We start from the raw sequence: 18,597 nt of genomic DNA on the forward strand, positions 1-18,597 counted from the left end.
ATTCAGCAACACAAAGTTTACGATTAAAATAAATACAGACAGAGTCTTTTTTCATGGCAACAAATAAAAATAAGTCTTATTATCATACACATACAGGCCGCATGCTCGTCTTGTTTGCTGTATTAATTTTAGGCGGTTCTGCATGTGCAGCCCTGATCATTTTTGGTAAAAAAGAAGTCGCGTTAACCCCCCCTTTAGACACTCGACCCAAGGTCGTTGCGCAGCCACTTACTATTGTTAATTATCAAACAAAGATTTCACTCTCTGGCGTTTTGCAGCCCGCTGAAAAGACCGATGTCGCATTTGAGCTCAATGGAAAGATTGCATGGCTAAACGACAAATTTATTGAAGGTGGTATAGTTAAAAAGGGAGATATCTTGGCAAAGCTTGACCCGTTTGACTACGAAACCGAAGTGAAAGATAAACAAGCTAGCCTCGCACTTGCACAAGCAAACCTCTCAGAAGAACTGGCGAAAGCCGCTGTAGCCAAAAAAGAATGGGCGCACAACCCTAACAGCACGGCATTAGCACTAAGAAAACCACAAGTGGAAAGTGCGAAGGCCCGTTTAAAAGCAGCACAAGCAAGTCTAGAGAGAGCCAACAAAAACTTGTCTAGAACACAGTACTATGCACCATTTGATGCGTTGATCGCCAGTCGCACAACGGGTCTCGGACAAGTAGTCTCTAAAACACAGGCACTCGGTCAGCTAATCAATTTAAATTATGGAGAGATCCATGTACCAATAGCAGGTTTTGACCGCGCATTCTTACCAGCCCTCCCCCTTGAAAATGTTCAAGTAAGTGCCAATGATACGCTTCGCACAGGCACTTTAACACGACACCTTGGTCGCTTCAGTGAACAAACACGTATGGCGTATTACGTGATTAAAATACATGACCCCTATGCATTGTACACAGCGCAGAGCCCTTTATATTTTGGACAGTTTGTAGAAGCGAAAGTAAACGGTGTCACACTGAACAATGTCCTTAAAGTCCCACAGGCTCAACTCAGAAATAACGCAGTATGGCTGTTAGATGCAAACCAAACTTTAGCAAAACATTCAGCACCTATTATTCGTAAAGAACAAGACTTTGTGCTGCTTCCAGCGCCGCTTGAACCACATTTCCAGCTAGTCACTCAGTTACCTGAATACCCGCAACAGGGTATGCAGGTAAATCTGCAAGCTGTCACAGTGCAATTGGCAGACAAAGGAGCTAAACAATGAGCCAGCGACAAGGTCTGATAGGCTATTTTGTAAATCACCCTGTTGCCGCCAACTTAATGCTATTACTGATTGTGTGTATGGGCTTATTGGGTTACAACAGTATTCAACGGCAAACTTTTCCGATTTCTGATAGTAATAAAGTCACCATTAGAGCTGTGCAACTTGGTGCATCAGCAAAAGAGATCGAAGAAAATATCCTCATCAAAATCGAGCAAGCACTTAAACCTCAGGTAGGTATAAAACGTGTGATCAGCACAGCTTCTCCCTCTCGGGGTCACATCGAGATTCAACTTCACAATAATGAACATGTTGCTTCTCGACTCGATGAAATCAAATTAAAACTCGACAGTATCGCAACGTTTCCAGTCAATATGGAGCCCCTGCTTGTTTACGAAAATGTGCAAAGGCAACGCGCTATTAGCGTTGTGGTGTCAGGATTAGATGATCCACTAGCATTAAAAAAGCTCGGTGATGAAATGAGAGACGAGTTATTGCAGCTAAAAGGGATTTCACATGTCGATTTATCTGCCATGCCTGATTACGAAGTGGCAATAGAAATAGAGCCTAATAAACTAAGAGCGTACAACTTAACACTGGCGCAAGTGGTCACGGCACTGCAAGCCCAATCTGATAATCTGTCTGCTGGACAAATTAAAACAGCCAGCGGCAACATTTACCTGAGGTTAGAAAAGCGTCAATATAACGGGCTAGGTATCGCTAATGTGCCAATTATCACCGGGCTTTTAGGTGAGAAAGTGTACCTTAGAGATATTGCTACCATCAAAGATGGTTTTAAAGAGTCACTGAATCAAGGCCGATTTAATGGTCAACGCGCGCTTTATATTATGGTGCTGGCGGCAAAAGAGCAGTCACTGACAGATGTGGTTGATACCGTAAAACCCTACATCGAACGCAAGCGTCAGACGCTGCCAAACGAAGTCGGTATTTACGAATTTGTGGATGTGACCTATTACTTGGACGGGCGTTTAAACATGATGCTAAACAACCTCACCCAAGGTGCAATTTTGGTCTTCATCGTGCTGGCTGTGTTTTTGCGAACACGCTTAGCTATCTGGGTGATGCTCGGCTTACCTGTGGCCATGCTTGGCGCGTTTTGGCTAATGCCATTTTTTGGGGTCACCATGAATTTGGTGTCACTGTTTGCCTTTATCATGGTATTAGGCATCGTCGTCGACGACGCAATCGTTATTGGCGAAAGTGTTTGCGATCAAATAGAAAAGCACGGCCACTCTAATCAGCAAGTAATCATGGGCACCCAAAAGGTTGCCATGCCAGCCACATTTGGCGTACTGACCACAATCGCGGTATTTATGCCGTTTATGTTTAGTACTGGCCCTAATTCTGGACAGTTTATCGCCATTGCGGGCGTGTGTATTTTGTGCTTACTTTTCAGCCTTATTGAATCAAAACTCATTTTACCAGCGCACTTAGCCTCTACCCCTATGTCAGAGTTACCACAAACACACTGGCGAATGCGCTTTAACCACGCACTTCAGCTAGGCCTTAAAAAGAGATATGCGCCGTTTCTGAAACAGTGTATTCATCATCGCTACGCGGTGATTTCTGCGTTTATCTGTGTGTTATTTCTTGCTGTCAGTTTGTTGCTAAGCGGGCAAGTGCGCTTTACACCTGTACCCAAGGTTCCCCACGACTACCCGTCTATCAATATTCAAATGAATCACAATGTCTCCGAGGCACAAACACTTGATGCCGTAGCGCAAATTGAAAACGTGATTAAACGCGTCGAGCAAGAAATTCAAGCTGAAACCGGTAAAAGTATGGTCGATGCCATGTATACACGAGTTGATCATCTCACCGAGGCGGAGGTCGTTACGCCTTTAGTGGCTGAGGAAGATAGACCATTTGACACGTTTGAGCTCGCAAGACGCTGGCGAGCAGCTTTACCCATTATCCCCGGTGTTAAAAAATTTACCATTGAGTCTGACGTCATCGATATTGCTGAAAAGGGTGACTTACAATACCAACTCTTTGCACATGACATCACAACCTTGCAATCAGCCAGCAAAGATTTTATTGATAGGCTCAATGAAATCGAAGGTGTTCATAGTGTTTTCTCTTCACTGGATGGCGCACAGACGGAGTATCAAGTGCACCTAAAACCGTTAGCACATCAACTACAACTCACAGCTAAAGAGGTCATTACACAGCTGTCCGCTCGATACTATGGCATTGAGGTTCAGCGTGTCATGCGCGAAGGTCAAGAAGTCACTTTCATGGTCAAAGGCACACAAGCTGATCGCGAGCAAGTCAGTACAATTGACCAGACTCTCATCACCTTACAAAATGGTGAGCAAGTATTCTTTGGCGACATAGCGACAACCATAGAGGTACCAGGGATCTCTGTGATCACGCGTGAACAAGGACATCAAGTGATCACCATTAGCGCCAACGTTGACCAACAGCAAGCAGCCATTCGTGATGTATCAGCACTGATTGAAGACTCCGTGTTACCGAAGCTCAAAACTACACACTCTGGACTTATGACACAACTTGGTGGCGCGTTACTTGAACAACGCAAAGAGCAAAGCCAAGTTGTCAGCTTCGCGATTGTTGGACTATTGGTTGTCTATTTATTACTCGCATTGCCGCTACAAAGCTATATCCAGCCTATTATTGTGATGTCGGTGATCCCTTTTGCTTTTGTCGGTGCGTTGTGGGGGCATTTCATTTTAGGCTACAGCTTGAGCATGATGTCTATTTTTGGCATCATCGCCGCTGCCGGTGTGGTCATAAACGATTCATTGGTCATGACACATGTGATCAATAAAAATCGGACATCTGGTCATGATATTAAAGCTGCTGTTGTGCAAGCTGGAATGTCTCGCTTCAGAGCCATCTTATTAACATCGCTCACTACGTTCTTAGGTTTAGTGCCAATCATGTTTGAATCGAGTCTTCAGGCGCAATTTGTTATTCCAACGGCGATATCGCTGAGTTTCTCGGTCCTCTTCGCAACCATTGTCACTTTAATTATGGTGCCATGCTTATACGTGGTATTGGAAGATATTAAAGGCATAATGAATGGACTAAGACGACAGTTTCAATCTCAAAACGCATAAAAAAATGCCTTGGCTGGGAGACTAGCCAAGGCATTTTAGTACGACTTATAATAAATAACTGTCTGTTTTAGAATTTATAAGAGGTTGACAGCAGGACCTTACGAGGTTCACCAGGTTGTACCCAAAACTGAGTGTACGAGTTAGTGAAATGTGTACGGTCAAAGGCATTATGGACTTGTGCTTTCACCGTCCACTGATCGTTAATGTCATAGTTAGCGAATAAGTTAGCGGTCACGTAAGAAGGAAGGTAAAAATCAGCACCACGCTGACCTAGTCGCTCATCCACATACTGAAGACCTGCACCAATCGTCAAAGCATTACCACTGATCAAATAATCTTGGCTAACTTGCAAGCTTGCTGAGTTTTCAGGAATGTTTAACAGATCGTCCCCTCTTTTAATAGGTGCATAGATCCCTGTATCCACATAATCTTCTTCTACCTGTGCATCTAGGTACATGTAGGAGAATCTCACTTCGATATCAGCAGGCAACTGACCGGCAATATCTAATTCATAGCCTGCACTACTCGCTTTACCAATCGCACTTTGACCACCTGATACAGTGTCAACAACGATGATATTTTTTTGCTCACTGTCAAAGTATGCAAGTGTGATATCTAGATTATTGTCTAATAACGACCATTTACTACCAAATTCTAGAGAGTCTGTTTCATTTGGATCGAATGTATTGCCTTTGACATCAGCACCAAAATTTAAACGATACCCTTCACCGTAGGTAGAATATACAGACCAGTTGTTTGCTACTTGATACACGACACCTAGCTGCGGGCTGAAGCGCGTTTCAGACTGGTCCGTCTCAAAGTTCCTAACTTTATCATCTAAAGTTTGCGTCATAGAGTCAAAACGACCACCAAGGCGCACTTGCAGTGCATCTGTCAGCTCGATTTGATTTTGAATATAAATACCTGTCGCCCATTGGTTTTGTTGACGAACAATCGCTGGTAAACGTTTGCCAGCTGTTACTTGACCATATACTGGATTATGAACATTGATGGCATACATATCCTGATCTGATGGATTAGTTGCTAACGGCGCGCCTCTGGCAACCAAGTATGCTCTATCGTATTCAAACCTGTCATAGTCAATACCAGCAATAATATTATGAGTAATTGACCCTGTTTCAAACTCACCTGCCACTTCAAAGCGCACCACATATTGGTCCGTATCATAACGGCGCTCTCGATGCTGTCTTGCTAAGGTTTGACCATCAAGGTAAAACTTCTGGAATTGAGGCGCAATTTCCGCATCACTGGAAATACTATCTAGCTCAGTTTGGCGATATGCCACAGCAGAGCTCAGTTCCCATGTATCGTTAAGGTCATAAGTCCATTGTAATTGATGCCCCAATACACTCGTAGTTGTAGGACCGTCTCCTGGCTCACCCAAGAAGCGCTCAATCGGCATGAAATCGAAGTTACCGCCAATAGCAATAATACCGCGGTCAAATGGGATCTCTTGCTCAGCATACTCTAAATCATAGGAAATACGTGAACGTTCACTTTGCTCAAACACTAAAGAGGCCATCAAGCCCTGCTTTTGTGTTTCTATGGTGTCACGAAAACTGTCTTCTTCTTGATAAAACCCAATAAAACGACCGGCAACGTCATCAGAGATCACGGTATTGATATCTGCTTCAAAGCGGCGGTGCGCACGATTACCAGCGGTAAGTTGCACAGAACTTGCGTCTTCAAATGTTGCTTTTTTAGTTACTAAGTTAATAGAACCGCCAGGCTCACCTCGGCCGTATAACGCCGCTTTTGGCCCTTTTAATACTTCAATACGCTCAATACCTGATACATCACGCGGCCCAGAAAAACCGCGGCCAGCATTAAAGCCATTAACAAGGTAACCACTTGGTACATTTTCGTCACCAAAGAACCCTCGAATAGCATAGCTATCCCATAAACCTCCAAGACTGTTTTGGCGGCTCACTGACGCTGACATATCCAGTACATCAGTCAGATCGGTCAGTCCGGTATTTTCAATTAGCTCCGCATCAAATTCAAAAATAGATTCAGGTGTTTCAAGGTGCACAAACTCACCACGATAAGCTTGGCGCTCACCTTTAACCTCGATTGTTTCAATACTATTTTGAGCTTGAGCAGAGAAAATAGCGGCAAGTGAAAGAGAAAGTACGCTTAAACGACAAGCATAGTTAAGGGGTTTCATTACAAATCCTTTATTTGATATGTTATAACGTTTTTAGGTACTTTAACATGTGTTCCTGTCGCTGTTAAGATCTATTCGCAACAACGCACTGACAATCTAACAATGTAAGTCTATGATTTCGCAGCTTAAGCTATATTATATCAAATAAAAATATAATAACTTTAATAGCCATAGATAATGGGAAAAATCAGATTAATAAACGCATTTATTAAATCTAAAGTTAATTATCAACATTAAAAGCCACCCTCTTAATTACTAAGTCAACCCGCTTATTATCACTCGATATAAATTTTAAAAATCACATGCAATCAATACTCAATCACTTTATTTATTAAAACATTAAAGCCATATTTATCTTTGCGCAGCTATATTCAATGTTAAGCGTGTCATTACACGTCTATGGTGTAATCAAGCGTAATGGTTTTTTATCTTGAACTTGCTCTAACTTACATACAGTGCTTTGCTTTCTAAGGCTGAAAATAAAGCACTGTATGTAAGTAACCGTCAAACTGAAGGAGCAAGATCATGTCTCATGTCATCCCTAAAAAAACCAGTGACCAATCCCTAACTTTATCGGCCTGCGAAAAACCTCATCCCATTGTTGGGGGAGAAACATTAGCACAATATCGAGAAAATCAGCGACACGAAGAACGGTGGAAAAATGTAGATGTCGGCGTTAGTAAAACTGATTTAGACAATAACTTTGAATTTTTGAATGGCGCTGTACTGAATCGCTGTGCAAATGATCAATTACTTTTGACCACCACAGGGTTATTCGGCCCAATCAGGACAGGTACCCTTGTCCATTTAGACCCAGAAGCCAAGAATTTAGTTGTTCAAAGCGATCGTGCACCATTAAATCCAGAAGCCGATCTGATTACTCGTTTAAACAAACTGCACGATGAAGCGACACTTAACCCGCCTGGAAGCTGTCATGCCCTCGCCGTTTCTGGTTTTTGGGCTTCTGCGACAAGTGGCGCAGGGATCACTGGACTGGATGGCGCCTCTAATGTGTTTGGTAGTACAGGACAGTTAATTTGCGATAGTGATAATCTAGAATTCCCTGTCCTAAGCTATAACGACGATCCGCAGTCTCAACAAGCTTATTTACAAACACTTGCGTACTATGGCGGTACTTTATTAAAACCCAAAGAGGAATTTGCATTAGGATTTACACAAGACTTGTGGGGGATCCAATATGATCAAAAGCTTCCTGAGTACGTAACCGAATATCAATTTGGTGCCCACAAAGGGGGCGGTTTATTCGTCGAACATCACCCATTCCCGCATATTTGGCTACCTGCTACAGGGCAAGATACTGTTTTTAAGCGAACCACTAAATCCCGTATTTTACTTGGCCGACGTCGAGATATAAACCACGAAGATGGTTATTATCGCACCGTGACTACTCAACATTTTCACTTTACCGTGTTTGAAGTACCCAATGATGGAAGCGCACTTGCTATCCGCCCTCAGTGTATTCATAACGATAGCTTTACTGACGGCGCACAAACCGTATTTTTAGCGAATACACCAGCCAATACTGTGGCAATAAGACAAAGTGCTCCCTTAACAGATATGACGTTTGATAAATACACAACTACGGATTTATAAGTCAGTGCCACGACTCTGAGCGCAAAATTAGTACACTTGTGCCAGAGTCGGACAATGTTGTCGAGTAAAGATGAGTGACGATACACCAGTCAATATTTGCATTGGGTTTCTATTGTTACCAACCAAATTAAACCACTGCTAATTGCCAATAGCATAGATAAAATAATTTTATGTGATCAGTTAAGTTTGAGAGTACGGAGGGGGTAAACTGGCAATTAAAATAAAATTATAAGAATAAAAAACAGCTAGTTAAATTAAATTTAAAACGTAAAACTCGATGCCCATCTAGACTTTTTTTATATTTAAAATACCGTTATCCACATAGGCTTCAAGCCTAAAAAACTCCTCCAGCCTACGTCATAACGTTATACGCCGACAAAATAATGCCATCATTTCCTATTTACAATCCACCAATTTTAGTTAAGATAAAGCTCCAAACAGTAATGATAATCATTTTTAATAAGGATAATGTGATGATAAAAACACTCATTTTTGCACTAACCACAGCCGTTGTTTCAACGATACCAGCCAAAGCGCTTGCTGGACCTGGCGGGTTAGAGGTATTTTGCCACAAAAATGGCGTATTACTGTGGCACGAGCAGTTCTATACCTTCGATGATGATTTTGCTTATCGAGCTGCGGCATATTGCGAACGAGTTGAGGGCGGCAAAGCCACCATGAGGCAAATAAGAAGATATAGATAACAAATTACGGTGGAGTTGAGCCTATTTACTTTGTGTAAACCGACGCTCAACTCTATATTTCCGCTATGAGAAAACCCACACACTTCAGGAGTTGCTCTTTAATGAACTCGACTATTTACTGCTACTTTGCAACGACAGTGTCGTTTGTAACGTATGTTGTGGGCCAACTTTTGCGGCTCCGCCAATCAAGAATAAAGTATTATTCAGCGTAACGGATCCATGTCCATGACGCGCTTGCGGCATGTCAGGAAGCGCTGACCACTTATCTGTTTTAGGGTCATAACTCCAAGCTGAGTCGAATGCCTCTCCCTTTTCCCATTGATGATTCGGGCCGAACACCTCACCGCCCGTTACGATAATTTTACCATCCAATACACTGGCTGAAAGCCCTGCGGAAGCAACAGGTAAAGGGCTTATCTCAGTCCAAGTGTCCATTTTTGTGTCATATACCTCAGCATAACTCAGGTTTTTACTCCCCTCATCCAAAGTGCGTCCGCCAAAAACATAAATTTTATCGCCTATCACCGCACTTGCAGCAGAGCTTCTCTTAATTGAGGGGGGTTTTGCTTTGCGCCAGTAAGCATTATTAACTAATACATAATGCGCATTCGAATCAACTTTTTCACCAGTTTTAGATGAGATTGTTTTTCCACCGATAACATGAATGTACTTCCCCACATTCGCATATACTGACTCGGCTAAAGGAATAGGTAAAGACGGCCCTGATCGCCACTGTTGAAATTTACCATCCAATCTAAATACGGATCTTTGTATTTGCCAAGCATCACTTTTTGGTCCAGTGTAGCCACCAATACCATACACATAATGTCGATTGCTCACCATACCAATGTGATGTCGTGGCTCTGGTAAAGACGGGGCTTTTTGCCAACGGCCTGTGGGGGGATTAAGAAGATAAACCTCTTTACTGGGCCCGAGCCCAAAAAAAGAAGGTGACTTGGATGGTGTAAACCCTCCTCCAACAATGATGCGTTCTTTAAATACCGAAGGATAAATTTCTTGAAAAGCGATGGGTAAACTAGGCGCTTCTTGCCAAGTGTAACGATCATTTTCTGTGGCATATTGACTCGCCCATGCATTGCTTATAAATAAACCACTTAACACTATGCAGCATTGCATCACTAAATTCACTTTTGAAGACAAAAAACGCATTGGTACTCCTTAAACTGGGCTTTAAAAATTATACCGACAATGTCATTTGGGGGATCAATATCAACGCACGACTTATGATAAATAACACATTCCATACAATTGTAGATATAAATACGCTAAAGCACTGGAAATTCAGTTAAACACCACACAACCTAGCTCATTATTACTGTAACGCCAGTATGTAAACAGCCTAGTTATAGGCGAAATAAGTCCCAGAAACATGTACACTTATTAAAAACAATAAAAATAAGGACTTAAAGTGACTAAATCGACCCTAGTATTGCTCATTATGCTGCTGTCATTGTTTAATCATAGTATCGCTAAAGCACAAAGTTGGCAGGCAGCGAGTCATTACTTCCAATCAGAACTCTCAGAACTGGGGGTTGTCGGCGGTAGTGCTATGTTTATTGCGGATGGTAAAGTTACTGACTCTCTCTATTTTGGCTTGGCTGACAAGGAAAAGGGTTACATGATTAATGAAAGAACGTTATTTCACTGGGCTTCAATCACAAAAACCTTTACCGGTATCGCAATTATGCAGCTCCGGGACAGAAAAAAACTTAAGTTATCAGACCCGATTATTCAGTATTTACCTGAAATAGCAAAACTCCATAATCCATATGACAATACAGCAGACATAACAATTGAGCATCTACTCACTCACAGTGCGGGTTTGCGTATGTCTAGTTTTCCGTTTAAAACACAATCATGGCAACCACATGAGCCCACTGAGTTTTCACAGCTTGTCGCCATGATGCCCTATTCCGAAATCAAGTTTAATCCAGGTAGCCAATACAGTTATTCTAATCTTGGTATTAACTTCTTAGGAGAGATAATTAAGCGGATCACGGGCGATAGTATAGAAAGTTACATTGATAAAAATATTTTTAAACCGCTAGAGATGCACCATGCTTATTTTAATGCAACACCATACCATTTACGTGAATATCGCTCTAACAATTATGCTTTTGAGAATGGTGAGTTTATTGCGGGCGGACCCGAATTTAATACCGGCGTCACAAGCGCAAACGGTGGGATTAACGCATCAATCATCGACATGGCCAAGTATGTATTATTTTTAATAGGCGATCAAAGTAACCCCACATATGAGCGAATACTAAAGCGCGCGAGTTTATTAGAAATGTGGCAACCTAAACTGAATACTGGAGTTAACAAAAGTAGACATATCGGTCTCACCTTTTTTATCCGACAGCATTTTAATCAAACTTATATTGGACACACGGGCAGCCAAAAAAACTTTTACAGCTCAATGTTCATAAATCCAGAAGCTAAAACAGGACACCTTTTTGTCTACAATACATCGAAGCTAATCCCTGACGCGACAGGAAGAGCGAAAGCGACGACTATGCCAATCTACAAAGAAATGCAAATGAAACTATTCGAGCTTATGAAGAAGTAGTGTCAGCCGAGCTTACTTTTACCCAATTACATAAACAGCTAAAAACATACCTGATTAGTTATATCTTACGCGTATATTGAGTGGTACAAACGCGCTGCGCCAATCAATATACGCATACAGTTATGGTAAAAAGCAAATATGTAAGTTTTTTAGACACCAAATTACGATTTTAAGTCAAAGGGATAAACTTGATAGCAAAGTTAACTACTTCGCTTGCAGCGACGCAACAAGTCGCTTTTATTACCCAAAAAGGAAGTACCTTTATTTTCTTTGCGAGTAGTGAAAAAAATAATTAATAAAATCAATTTTTTAAATTAATTAAGTTATTAATAAAGACCTAAAAACTCGCCCCGCAAAACTTTACACCAGCGTTACACATACTTAATATACAGCGAGTTTAATCTACTATATCTAGTATTAGGGAAATTATGGATGTTCTAGACACCGTCATCTATTCCAGTATGTGGGGTGTGATCTTACTTGCGCTTGTACAAGCTGTGAACAAACCGAAACAGCCGCAAACAACCTATCTCATCGCGCTTTTATTCCTGCTATTGATACATGTCAGCGGAGAACTCGTGATTTATACTGGTGCATATCAATACTTCCCTGCATTAGTAGGTATGCAGATGCCAGTGCGTATTTTGCTGGGCCCTGCCTTATTTTTTTATGCCTGTGCAACCATGTCACCAAACCTCTCTATTTCCAAGAAAAGCTATGCGTTAGCCATGATTGGTCCTGTGGTCGCTATCGCTGTAATGTTGCCTTTTGCCCTCGGATTTACATCTGTGGAAAAGCTCGCTTTGGCAGATCCTGCAACACGTAACCCAGAACATTTTAAAGTTGCCCTATACACTTGTATCGCAAATATGGTGGTATTTATGGTGTTTAATGCCTTTTATTTCATCAAAGCACTGCAAGTACATGCTAGTCACCGTCAGCAGTTGATGGAACGTTTTGCTGAAATAGAATCAAGGTCGCTGGATTGGTTCAGAGTCATGCTGGTACTATGGGGTATTGTTTGGCTTTGCTACTCTCTATCTTATGTTCCAACATTAACAGGATGGAAATTGCCATGGTTAAAACTTTTACCATTTTTTGAAGCTGCCGTCTTACTGGCTTTTGCACAGTTAGCGCTTAATCAGCCTATTTTAACTAAAGAAGACAAAGGACAGCCTATATCGGTGCAATCCAGAGTTGCTACATTGAGCCAAGATACAATGGATACGATATCAGAAGCGCTGAAGAATATTATGATTAATCAGCAGCTATTTATGGATGAAGAACTATCTTTAAACAAACTCTCAAAGGCCATCAGTGTCAGTGAAAACCATATTTCTGAGACCTTATCGCAGCAACTAAAAACCAACTTTTTCCAGTTTGTTAACGGGTATCGGATTGCTGCGGCTGAAAAGTTACTGCAAGAAACCGATAAACGCGTGTCCACTATTCAATATGAAGTCGGCTTTAATTCAAAGTCGACCTTTAACACGGCGTTTAAAAAAGCAACAGGATTAACCCCTTCGCTATATAGGAAGCAAGCCACTTTAGTAACTCACTAAAAAATATACGAATAAAAAGACCGAACGGGCCCATTAGGACGACCTGAACACAATTTACGACAACAATAGACCCATCTTAAAAACGCACTGCCGACATGCACACTTAAATAAAAACATGTCGGCAAGCCAAAAATAAAAAGGGTTTTATTTATGTCTACTTTACTTGCGACACGCATTGCCGGATTACTTATCCTCATCTCTACCAGCTCATTCATGTATGCCGATTCCATCATCTATGAGCTACTCACTAAGCCAGACTTTTTAGAGCAAGCTGCACTGAACAGATCGTCACTGGCGTTTGCGGCATTATTAGAGTTTATTAACTGCGCTGCGGTTATTGGCATGTCAATTCTGATTTATCCGACCATCAGACAATACAGTGAGCGCGTTGCCATCGGGTACGTCAGTGGTCGTTTAATTGAAGGCGCAACCTTGATCACCGGTGCAGTAACGCTGATGACGTTGATTGCCATGGGTAAACAAGTCATTGAAAACCCAGATGTATCGAGCGAATACCTTTACATGATGGGCAGTGCATTAAAATCTGAGCGTTGGTTTGGCTTTTTAATGGGGATGTTTTCTTTAGGCTTATGTGGCTTTTTACTGAACATCACTTTATACCAATACCGCCTAATTCCAAGAGCCATTTCAGTACTTGGCATGATTGGTTACACAGTACTTCTACTAAAAGTCGCTTTTGACTACTTTGGCCTCGATTTTTCTGGTGCTTGGATGTATATCCCTGGCGGCCTATACGAATTAATCCTCCCTCTTTGGATGATTTTCAAAGGTTTTGATTTGAGCACTAAGCCAAAAGCCCAATCTTAATTAATAAAACCCACCAAGGAAGCTAAATACGGCTTCCTTTTTCTGTTTTAACCTCATTCATCACAATCACCCTTATAGCAGCTCCATTTCAGCATTAATTTATAAAAAATCTAATATTAAAAATAAATAAGGGAATAACTTTAAAAGTGGTCGGTGGCTCTCAGTATCTAGCACCCCATGCTAACCTGCCAAAAGTCAGGGTATTTGGAAGCGCCTTGCAATGCCGAAATTGCAGCACACCCCCTGACACGATATAAGGTGATAATTCAGCCAAACAGCATACTTGATTTTTAACCAAACGGGCATTGAAGCACTCAATATTTAATGTATTTATTATATAAATATTTTAGCCTAAAAAACGCACTCACTTCCGCAAATGCCTTAACTTTAAACAAAACCAGATAATTAAAAAATATATTTATCTTGATTAATTATATTATTTAATGAAAAAATGTACTTGTTACAATAATAATTATTAAACTCATATAGATAAGGACAGCTAGTTAGTTGCTATGAAGTACTATTATTTAGTTTATGAAGACCTGCTTGGTGATACCTCTTTAGACGACGCTGAAAAAATCCTCACGAATCGATTAAAACTGAGCCCTGAAATTATCAATGCATTTTTTGAAGGCAAACCTGTTGTCAAAAGCTCAGAAGATAAAGTGCAGCTACTTGAAACCTTTTTAGAAAAGTCAGGGATAAAAGTTAATCGAACGACACCTAAACTGGACCCCTCTAAAGCCCAACTGGCGGACTTGTATGAAAAGCTAATCGCTGTCGAGGAAAAAGTTGATCACCTAATGAAACAATCTGAGCAACGTCCTAGCTTAGCCGTGGGTGAAAGCTTTGATTCTTTGGGCAACCACTTTAAAGGTGGACTTAGTAAAGCCTCTTCACTGGCCAGCTCTCTAAAGGACGCAAGTCAAGCAAAGCTAGATCAGATAAAAATGGACGATAATCGCCAACCAGAGCCACCTTTTGAGGGGGAGCAAACCACCAACAAAAGTAAGTTTAATTGGGTCGCTTTTTTTGGTAGTGGTCCCTATTACTGCGGTTATGGAAATATCAAAAAAGGGGCTGCGATAGCAGCTGCAACCGGACTCATCCCCGCAATAGGCATGTTCCTCGCCATATACACAGGCTTTAAAGCCAATAAAGAATTGCCCGTCAAACAGGTGCCTTTTAGATGGCCATTGTTTGCAGCCGCATTTACGATGCAAACTCTTTTGCTTGCTCTTGTAATTGGCTTTACTCCTGTTGGAGAAAAAATAGGTACCTCATTCATACCAACCAACGGCGCTTATTCTGGCACTTTAGGAGAACTTCCCAACCCGTATACCGTAGCAATGGTAACTGAAGCGGATATAGAGTTCCTAGCAAAGTCTATGCATGACCGTATGAAATTCCTTGCTCCCCCCCAAAAATTGAAAGATGACAAAGATAAGGGACCTCTTTTTGCAATGATGGGCAAGTTAATGGCTCAAGCTCAAAATGATTCAGGCGTTTCCATTGGTGGCGTTGCGGCGCTATTTAAATCTTATGAATGCCTTGCATTGCAGCCTACTCATCTATTAACAGAGTTGTACGGCCCTGTTCTTCTTATTGGTGCTCAATTCTTTAAGGAAGACTATGACTTGATGTATCAACACGGCGTGATTGATAGTCATAGTTATAACATCATAACAGCAGCCCAAGAAGGTGGTGACACTTGCACTGAAAAAGGCAAGCAATTAACAAATGACTTTTTGACAGCAGTACTCCCCCAATAACTCGACATATTGTGGCCTCGAGAGGGGCCCGTTAATGTGCGCCACCGGTTGAGAACATGATTTCAAAACAAGCACCAGATTCGTAGTCTGGACAATAACGAATACTCCCTTGCAACACATATGTGACCAGATTAAACACCATATATAAACCCAGCCCTACTTTCCCTTGATGTCGTGCTGTTGTATAAAATGGCTCGAACATATGCGCCACAGCTTGCTGCTCCACGCCTTTGCCATTATCGGAAAATCGTAATGTCACCTGCTCATTGTCTACAGTCACCTTTATAGATATTTGCCCTCTTTTCCCTTCAAAACCATGTAAGTAGGCATTTAAGTACAGGTCTTCAAATATCTTTGCTAGAGCTTGTGAGTCACACTGGACATAACACTTGTCCGGACAATCAATGTTCACCATGACATCTGTATCTTTGCCATGGAAGCCAATAAAGCCTTCAATACAGGCTTTGAGGTCAACACGACTTTCACTGCTGACATATTCATGGGCTGAGGCCTGCTTAAAACGCTTGATCAATTGTGCAGCCCGCTCAGTATTGCTGTCGATAAGTTCAATACTCGACAAAGACACATCTATAAATGCTTTCGTATCAGTGAGAGTCAACTTACTGGCCTCTAGTTTAGATTTAAACTCAAATAGTTCTCTTAACAAAATAGAGCTTGCGGTCACCGTTGTGCCAAGTGGTGTATTTAATTCATGAGAGACTCCTGCGACCAAACGGCCTAAAGATGCCATTTTTTGTGCTTCAACTAAGTTGGCTTGGGTGGATGTCAACTCATCTAATATCTCAGAAAGCTCATCTCTGGATTGCTTTAAACTCAAGGTACGCTCTTCTACTCGCTTTTCAAGCGTTGCATTAAGCTCAGCCAACGCAAGTTCGGACGCTTTGATATCTGATATATCTTTTATCGTACCACTGACTCTCAAGGGCGTACCATCTTGCGCTCTGGCAGTCACTTTACCTCTATCTAGCACCCACAACCACCTGCCACTTTTAGTCATAACACGATAATTTACTTGATAAAAATCACTGTCGCCTTGCAAATGTCGATTAAACTTAGCATAAAGCTGTTCATAGTCCTCAGGGTGAACACTCGTTTTTATTGCACTCAAATCAAAACCAATATGCTCACAGGGTAAACAGAGCTTATTCATTTGATTATCTCTTGTGATCATCCCTGTTTGCAGATCCCAGTCCCACAACTCATCGCCACTTCCCCAAAGCGCATGACTAAGCCGCTCTTTAGCTTCACTCACCTGTTTTAGCGCCGTTTGCTCAATTTTGAGTTGCTTGTTTTTAGTGCGCCAAAAATAACTAAATGAGAAAAAGCAGAATAAAAACAGCATGCCTATTAAAAAGACCACTTGCTGCACAGCCTGCTTTTCTATTTCCAGATCTTTAATGCGGTTTTGTTGTACTAAACTTGCGATTTCACGCTCTTTTTCACTTACCCCAAATTCAATCGCCAAAGCACTTATCCGGTACTGGTTGTTTTTCTCTTCCCACTTATTTTTTAACGCCAAATGCCCTTTCGTGTAGCTCAAAGCTTGTTGATGCATACCCAAACTTTCAAAAATCTGAGCCACTTCTAGCTGGCAATCCATGAGCAAAGGTTCTCTCTCATGCTCTCGGGCGATGTTTATCGCGACCATATACGCATCTATCGCTTTTTGAGGCTGCTCTCTCTGCACATAAAGCTTCGCCAATGCCTGATATATCTCAGCGATTCTATCTTCCCAAGGAGAGCCTTGGTAAAGCGGTATGCTTTGCTCTAAATAGCTTTGCGCCAAATCAAGCTGTCCAGTGTCAATGTACAAACGCCCTAGGTCGAGAAAGGTAGAGATATTGGGGTCCGGTCGATTAATTTCTTTTTTTAACGCAATCGCCTGCATTAAAACGTCTTCTGCTTCTTGGTACTTACCAGCCTCACGATACACACTACCAAGTCGATTATAGGTATGGATCATACCCAGTTTATAACCAAGCTCTTTCTTAATGGACAAAGACTTTAAGTGCATTTCGATGGCTTTCTCAAACTTACCAACCTCATCAAAATATGTGCCCATATTACTGTAAAATATGGATTGTTGATTTAAATTATCGAGTGTGAGAGAAAGCTGTATCGCTCTATTTTGGTGAAATAAGACTTTTTCGTACAAATTCATTCTGCGATATAGTGAGGCTAGACTTTGATGAATTGATGCAGAAAGCTGCGTTTCACCAAGCTTCCGATACAAGCTCAAGCTATGCAAATAACTGCCAAGCGCCGCTTCATAATCTCGAATTTTGCTGTACAAGTTTCCAGATAGCCGCTTAGCGCTTGCTAAAAAGCGCTCATCTTCAGCTGACGCTGTTTGTTCCATCACATCAATTAACCGCGCTCTGGCCAAGTCATACTTTCGCTGGCGTATTGCAATGTCTGCAAGGACAAGTTGCACGCGTATTTCATTGGCCTTCAAAGCACTATTTTTTGCATACTGTTGCGCCGCTAACGCCGTTGCATTGGCCTTGTCTAAATCCCCATATGAAATATATGCTCGGGCCTGGTGACTGAGTAACCTTGCCGATTGGTCATCATTAGGGTTTTGTGCCAAAAGTACGAGGCCCTGCTCAGCATACGCCAATGCTTGCTTCGTTTTGTAATGAAAATTAAGTGCCACATAATCAATAATGGCTTCGATTTTTTCACCGTTTTGGCTACTTTCAATTCGTTTAAGTATTTGCTCATTAGATAAATTCGCAGCGCTGATAAAGCTTGCAAGTAACATCGTAATGCAAATCAAAGCCACCGGTTTCTTCAAGGCTAATTCGAACATCTCAACAACCTTTATTTGTGCTCACACATATCTCGTTCACTTTTTATATGCCGAGCGACTCCATGGCATTAAGTTTAGCTGGTTGTGAAAATTCTGTTTAAATGGATTTAATTCAAGCTTAGTACTTTGAAATATATATAGTTACCCTCATATACAAGTGACAATAACAATAATGTTAA

Annotated in this window: 11 protein-coding genes; 8 read left to right on the plus strand and 3 right to left on the minus strand. The window is 41.5% G+C overall.

What is annotated here, in order from left to right:
• The first annotated feature begins 53 nt into the window (after nt 1–53).
• Together N473_RS00585 and N473_RS00590 are read left to right on the plus strand one after the other, a co-directional pair.
• Nucleotides 54–1,226 (plus strand): efflux RND transporter periplasmic adaptor subunit, encoded by a 1,173-nt coding sequence (locus N473_RS00585; protein ID WP_063366284.1) that lies wholly within the window; start codon nt 54–56, stop codon nt 1,224–1,226.
• Entirely contained in the window at nt 1,223–4,327 is a 3,105-nt protein-coding gene (locus tag N473_RS00590; protein WP_063366285.1) for an efflux RND transporter permease subunit, read from the plus strand. The genes N473_RS00585 and N473_RS00590 overlap by 4 nt, the downstream gene beginning before the upstream one ends.
• 67 nt (nt 4,328–4,394) lie before the next feature.
• Here the strand turns inward: N473_RS00590 and N473_RS00595 are convergent, their stop codons facing one another.
• Nucleotides 4,395–6,515: a TonB-dependent siderophore receptor gene (locus N473_RS00595; RefSeq protein WP_063366286.1), complete on the minus strand. Its 2,121-nt coding sequence runs from the start codon at nt 6,513–6,515 to the stop codon at nt 4,395–4,397.
• Nucleotides 6,516–7,040: 525 nt separating this feature from the next.
• On the opposite strand from N473_RS00595, the gene N473_RS00600 reads away from it, so the two are divergent.
• Both N473_RS00600 and N473_RS00605 read left to right on the plus strand, forming a co-directional pair.
• Entirely contained in the window at nt 7,041–8,129 is a 1,089-nt protein-coding gene (locus tag N473_RS00600) for a hypothetical protein (RefSeq protein ID WP_063366287.1), read from the plus strand.
• Nucleotides 8,130–8,602: 473 nt separating this feature from the next.
• Complete coding sequence (locus N473_RS00605; protein ID WP_039609295.1) at nt 8,603–8,833, plus strand: hypothetical protein; 231 nt, start codon at nt 8,603–8,605, stop codon at nt 8,831–8,833.
• Nucleotides 8,834–8,944: 111 nt separating this feature from the next.
• Here the strand turns inward: N473_RS00605 and N473_RS00610 are convergent, their stop codons facing one another.
• Nucleotides 8,945–10,003 carry a Kelch repeat-containing protein gene (locus N473_RS00610; RefSeq protein WP_063366288.1) on the minus strand — a complete coding sequence of 353 codons (1,059 nt, stop codon included), beginning with the start codon at nt 10,001–10,003 and terminating at the stop codon, nt 8,945–8,947.
• 259 nt (nt 10,004–10,262) lie between these two features.
• On the opposite strand from N473_RS00610, the gene N473_RS00615 reads away from it, so the two are divergent.
• From N473_RS00615 to N473_RS00630, 4 genes are all read left to right on the plus strand, one after another.
• The gene (locus tag N473_RS00615) at nt 10,263–11,423 is read left to right on the plus strand and encodes a serine hydrolase domain-containing protein (RefSeq protein WP_155735490.1); all 1,161 of its coding nucleotides are present in this window, start codon (nt 10,263–10,265) and stop codon (nt 11,421–11,423) included.
• Nucleotides 11,424–11,851: 428 nt separating this feature from the next.
• Nucleotides 11,852–12,985 (plus strand): helix-turn-helix domain-containing protein, encoded by a 1,134-nt coding sequence (locus tag N473_RS00620; RefSeq protein ID WP_063366290.1) that lies wholly within the window; start codon nt 11,852–11,854, stop codon nt 12,983–12,985.
• A gap of 150 nt (nt 12,986–13,135) precedes the next feature.
• Entirely contained in the window at nt 13,136–13,813 is a 678-nt protein-coding gene (locus N473_RS00625; RefSeq protein WP_063366291.1) for a DUF4386 domain-containing protein, read from the plus strand.
• A 512-nt stretch (nt 13,814–14,325) separates the two neighbouring features.
• Nucleotides 14,326–15,585: a hypothetical protein gene (locus tag N473_RS00630; RefSeq protein ID WP_063366292.1), complete on the plus strand. Its 1,260-nt coding sequence runs from the start codon at nt 14,326–14,328 to the stop codon at nt 15,583–15,585.
• A gap of 31 nt (nt 15,586–15,616) precedes the next feature.
• On the opposite strand, the gene N473_RS00635 is transcribed toward N473_RS00630, so the two are convergent.
• Nucleotides 15,617–18,418 (minus strand): tetratricopeptide repeat protein, encoded by a 2,802-nt coding sequence (locus tag N473_RS00635; protein WP_063366293.1) that lies wholly within the window; start codon nt 18,416–18,418, stop codon nt 15,617–15,619.
• Nucleotides 18,419–18,597 lie beyond the last annotated feature (179 nt).

Origin of the sequence: Pseudoalteromonas luteoviolacea CPMOR-1, assembly GCF_001625685.1 — a bacterium.
In the GTDB taxonomy this organism is placed as follows: domain Bacteria; phylum Pseudomonadota; class Gammaproteobacteria; order Enterobacterales; family Alteromonadaceae; genus Pseudoalteromonas; species Pseudoalteromonas luteoviolacea_K.

What these genes read in the sequence shown, in the direction of transcription:
- N473_RS00590 (WP_063366285.1), top strand. Translation starts at nt 1,223, where the DNA reads ATGAGCCAGCGACAAGGTCTGATAGGCTATTTTGTAAATCACCCTGTT.
- N473_RS00600 (WP_063366287.1), top strand. Translation starts at nt 7,041, where the DNA reads ATGTCTCATGTCATCCCTAAAAAAACCAGTGACCAATCCCTAACTTTA.
- N473_RS00620 (WP_063366290.1), top strand. Translation starts at nt 11,852, where the DNA reads ATGGATGTTCTAGACACCGTCATCTATTCCAGTATGTGGGGTGTGATC.
- N473_RS00585 (WP_063366284.1), top strand. Translation starts at nt 54, where the DNA reads ATGGCAACAAATAAAAATAAGTCTTATTATCATACACATACAGGCCGC.
- N473_RS00630 (WP_063366292.1), top strand. Translation starts at nt 14,326, where the DNA reads ATGAAGTACTATTATTTAGTTTATGAAGACCTGCTTGGTGATACCTCT.
- N473_RS00595 (WP_063366286.1), bottom strand. Translation starts at nt 6,515, where the DNA reads ATGAAACCCCTTAACTATGCTTGTCGTTTAAGCGTACTTTCTCTTTCA.
- N473_RS00605 (WP_039609295.1), top strand. Translation starts at nt 8,603, where the DNA reads ATGATAAAAACACTCATTTTTGCACTAACCACAGCCGTTGTTTCAACG.
- N473_RS00635 (WP_063366293.1), bottom strand. Translation starts at nt 18,418, where the DNA reads ATGTTCGAATTAGCCTTGAAGAAACCGGTGGCTTTGATTTGCATTACG.
- N473_RS00625 (WP_063366291.1), top strand. Translation starts at nt 13,136, where the DNA reads ATGTCTACTTTACTTGCGACACGCATTGCCGGATTACTTATCCTCATC.
- N473_RS00610 (WP_063366288.1), bottom strand. Translation starts at nt 10,003, where the DNA reads ATGCGTTTTTTGTCTTCAAAAGTGAATTTAGTGATGCAATGCTGCATA.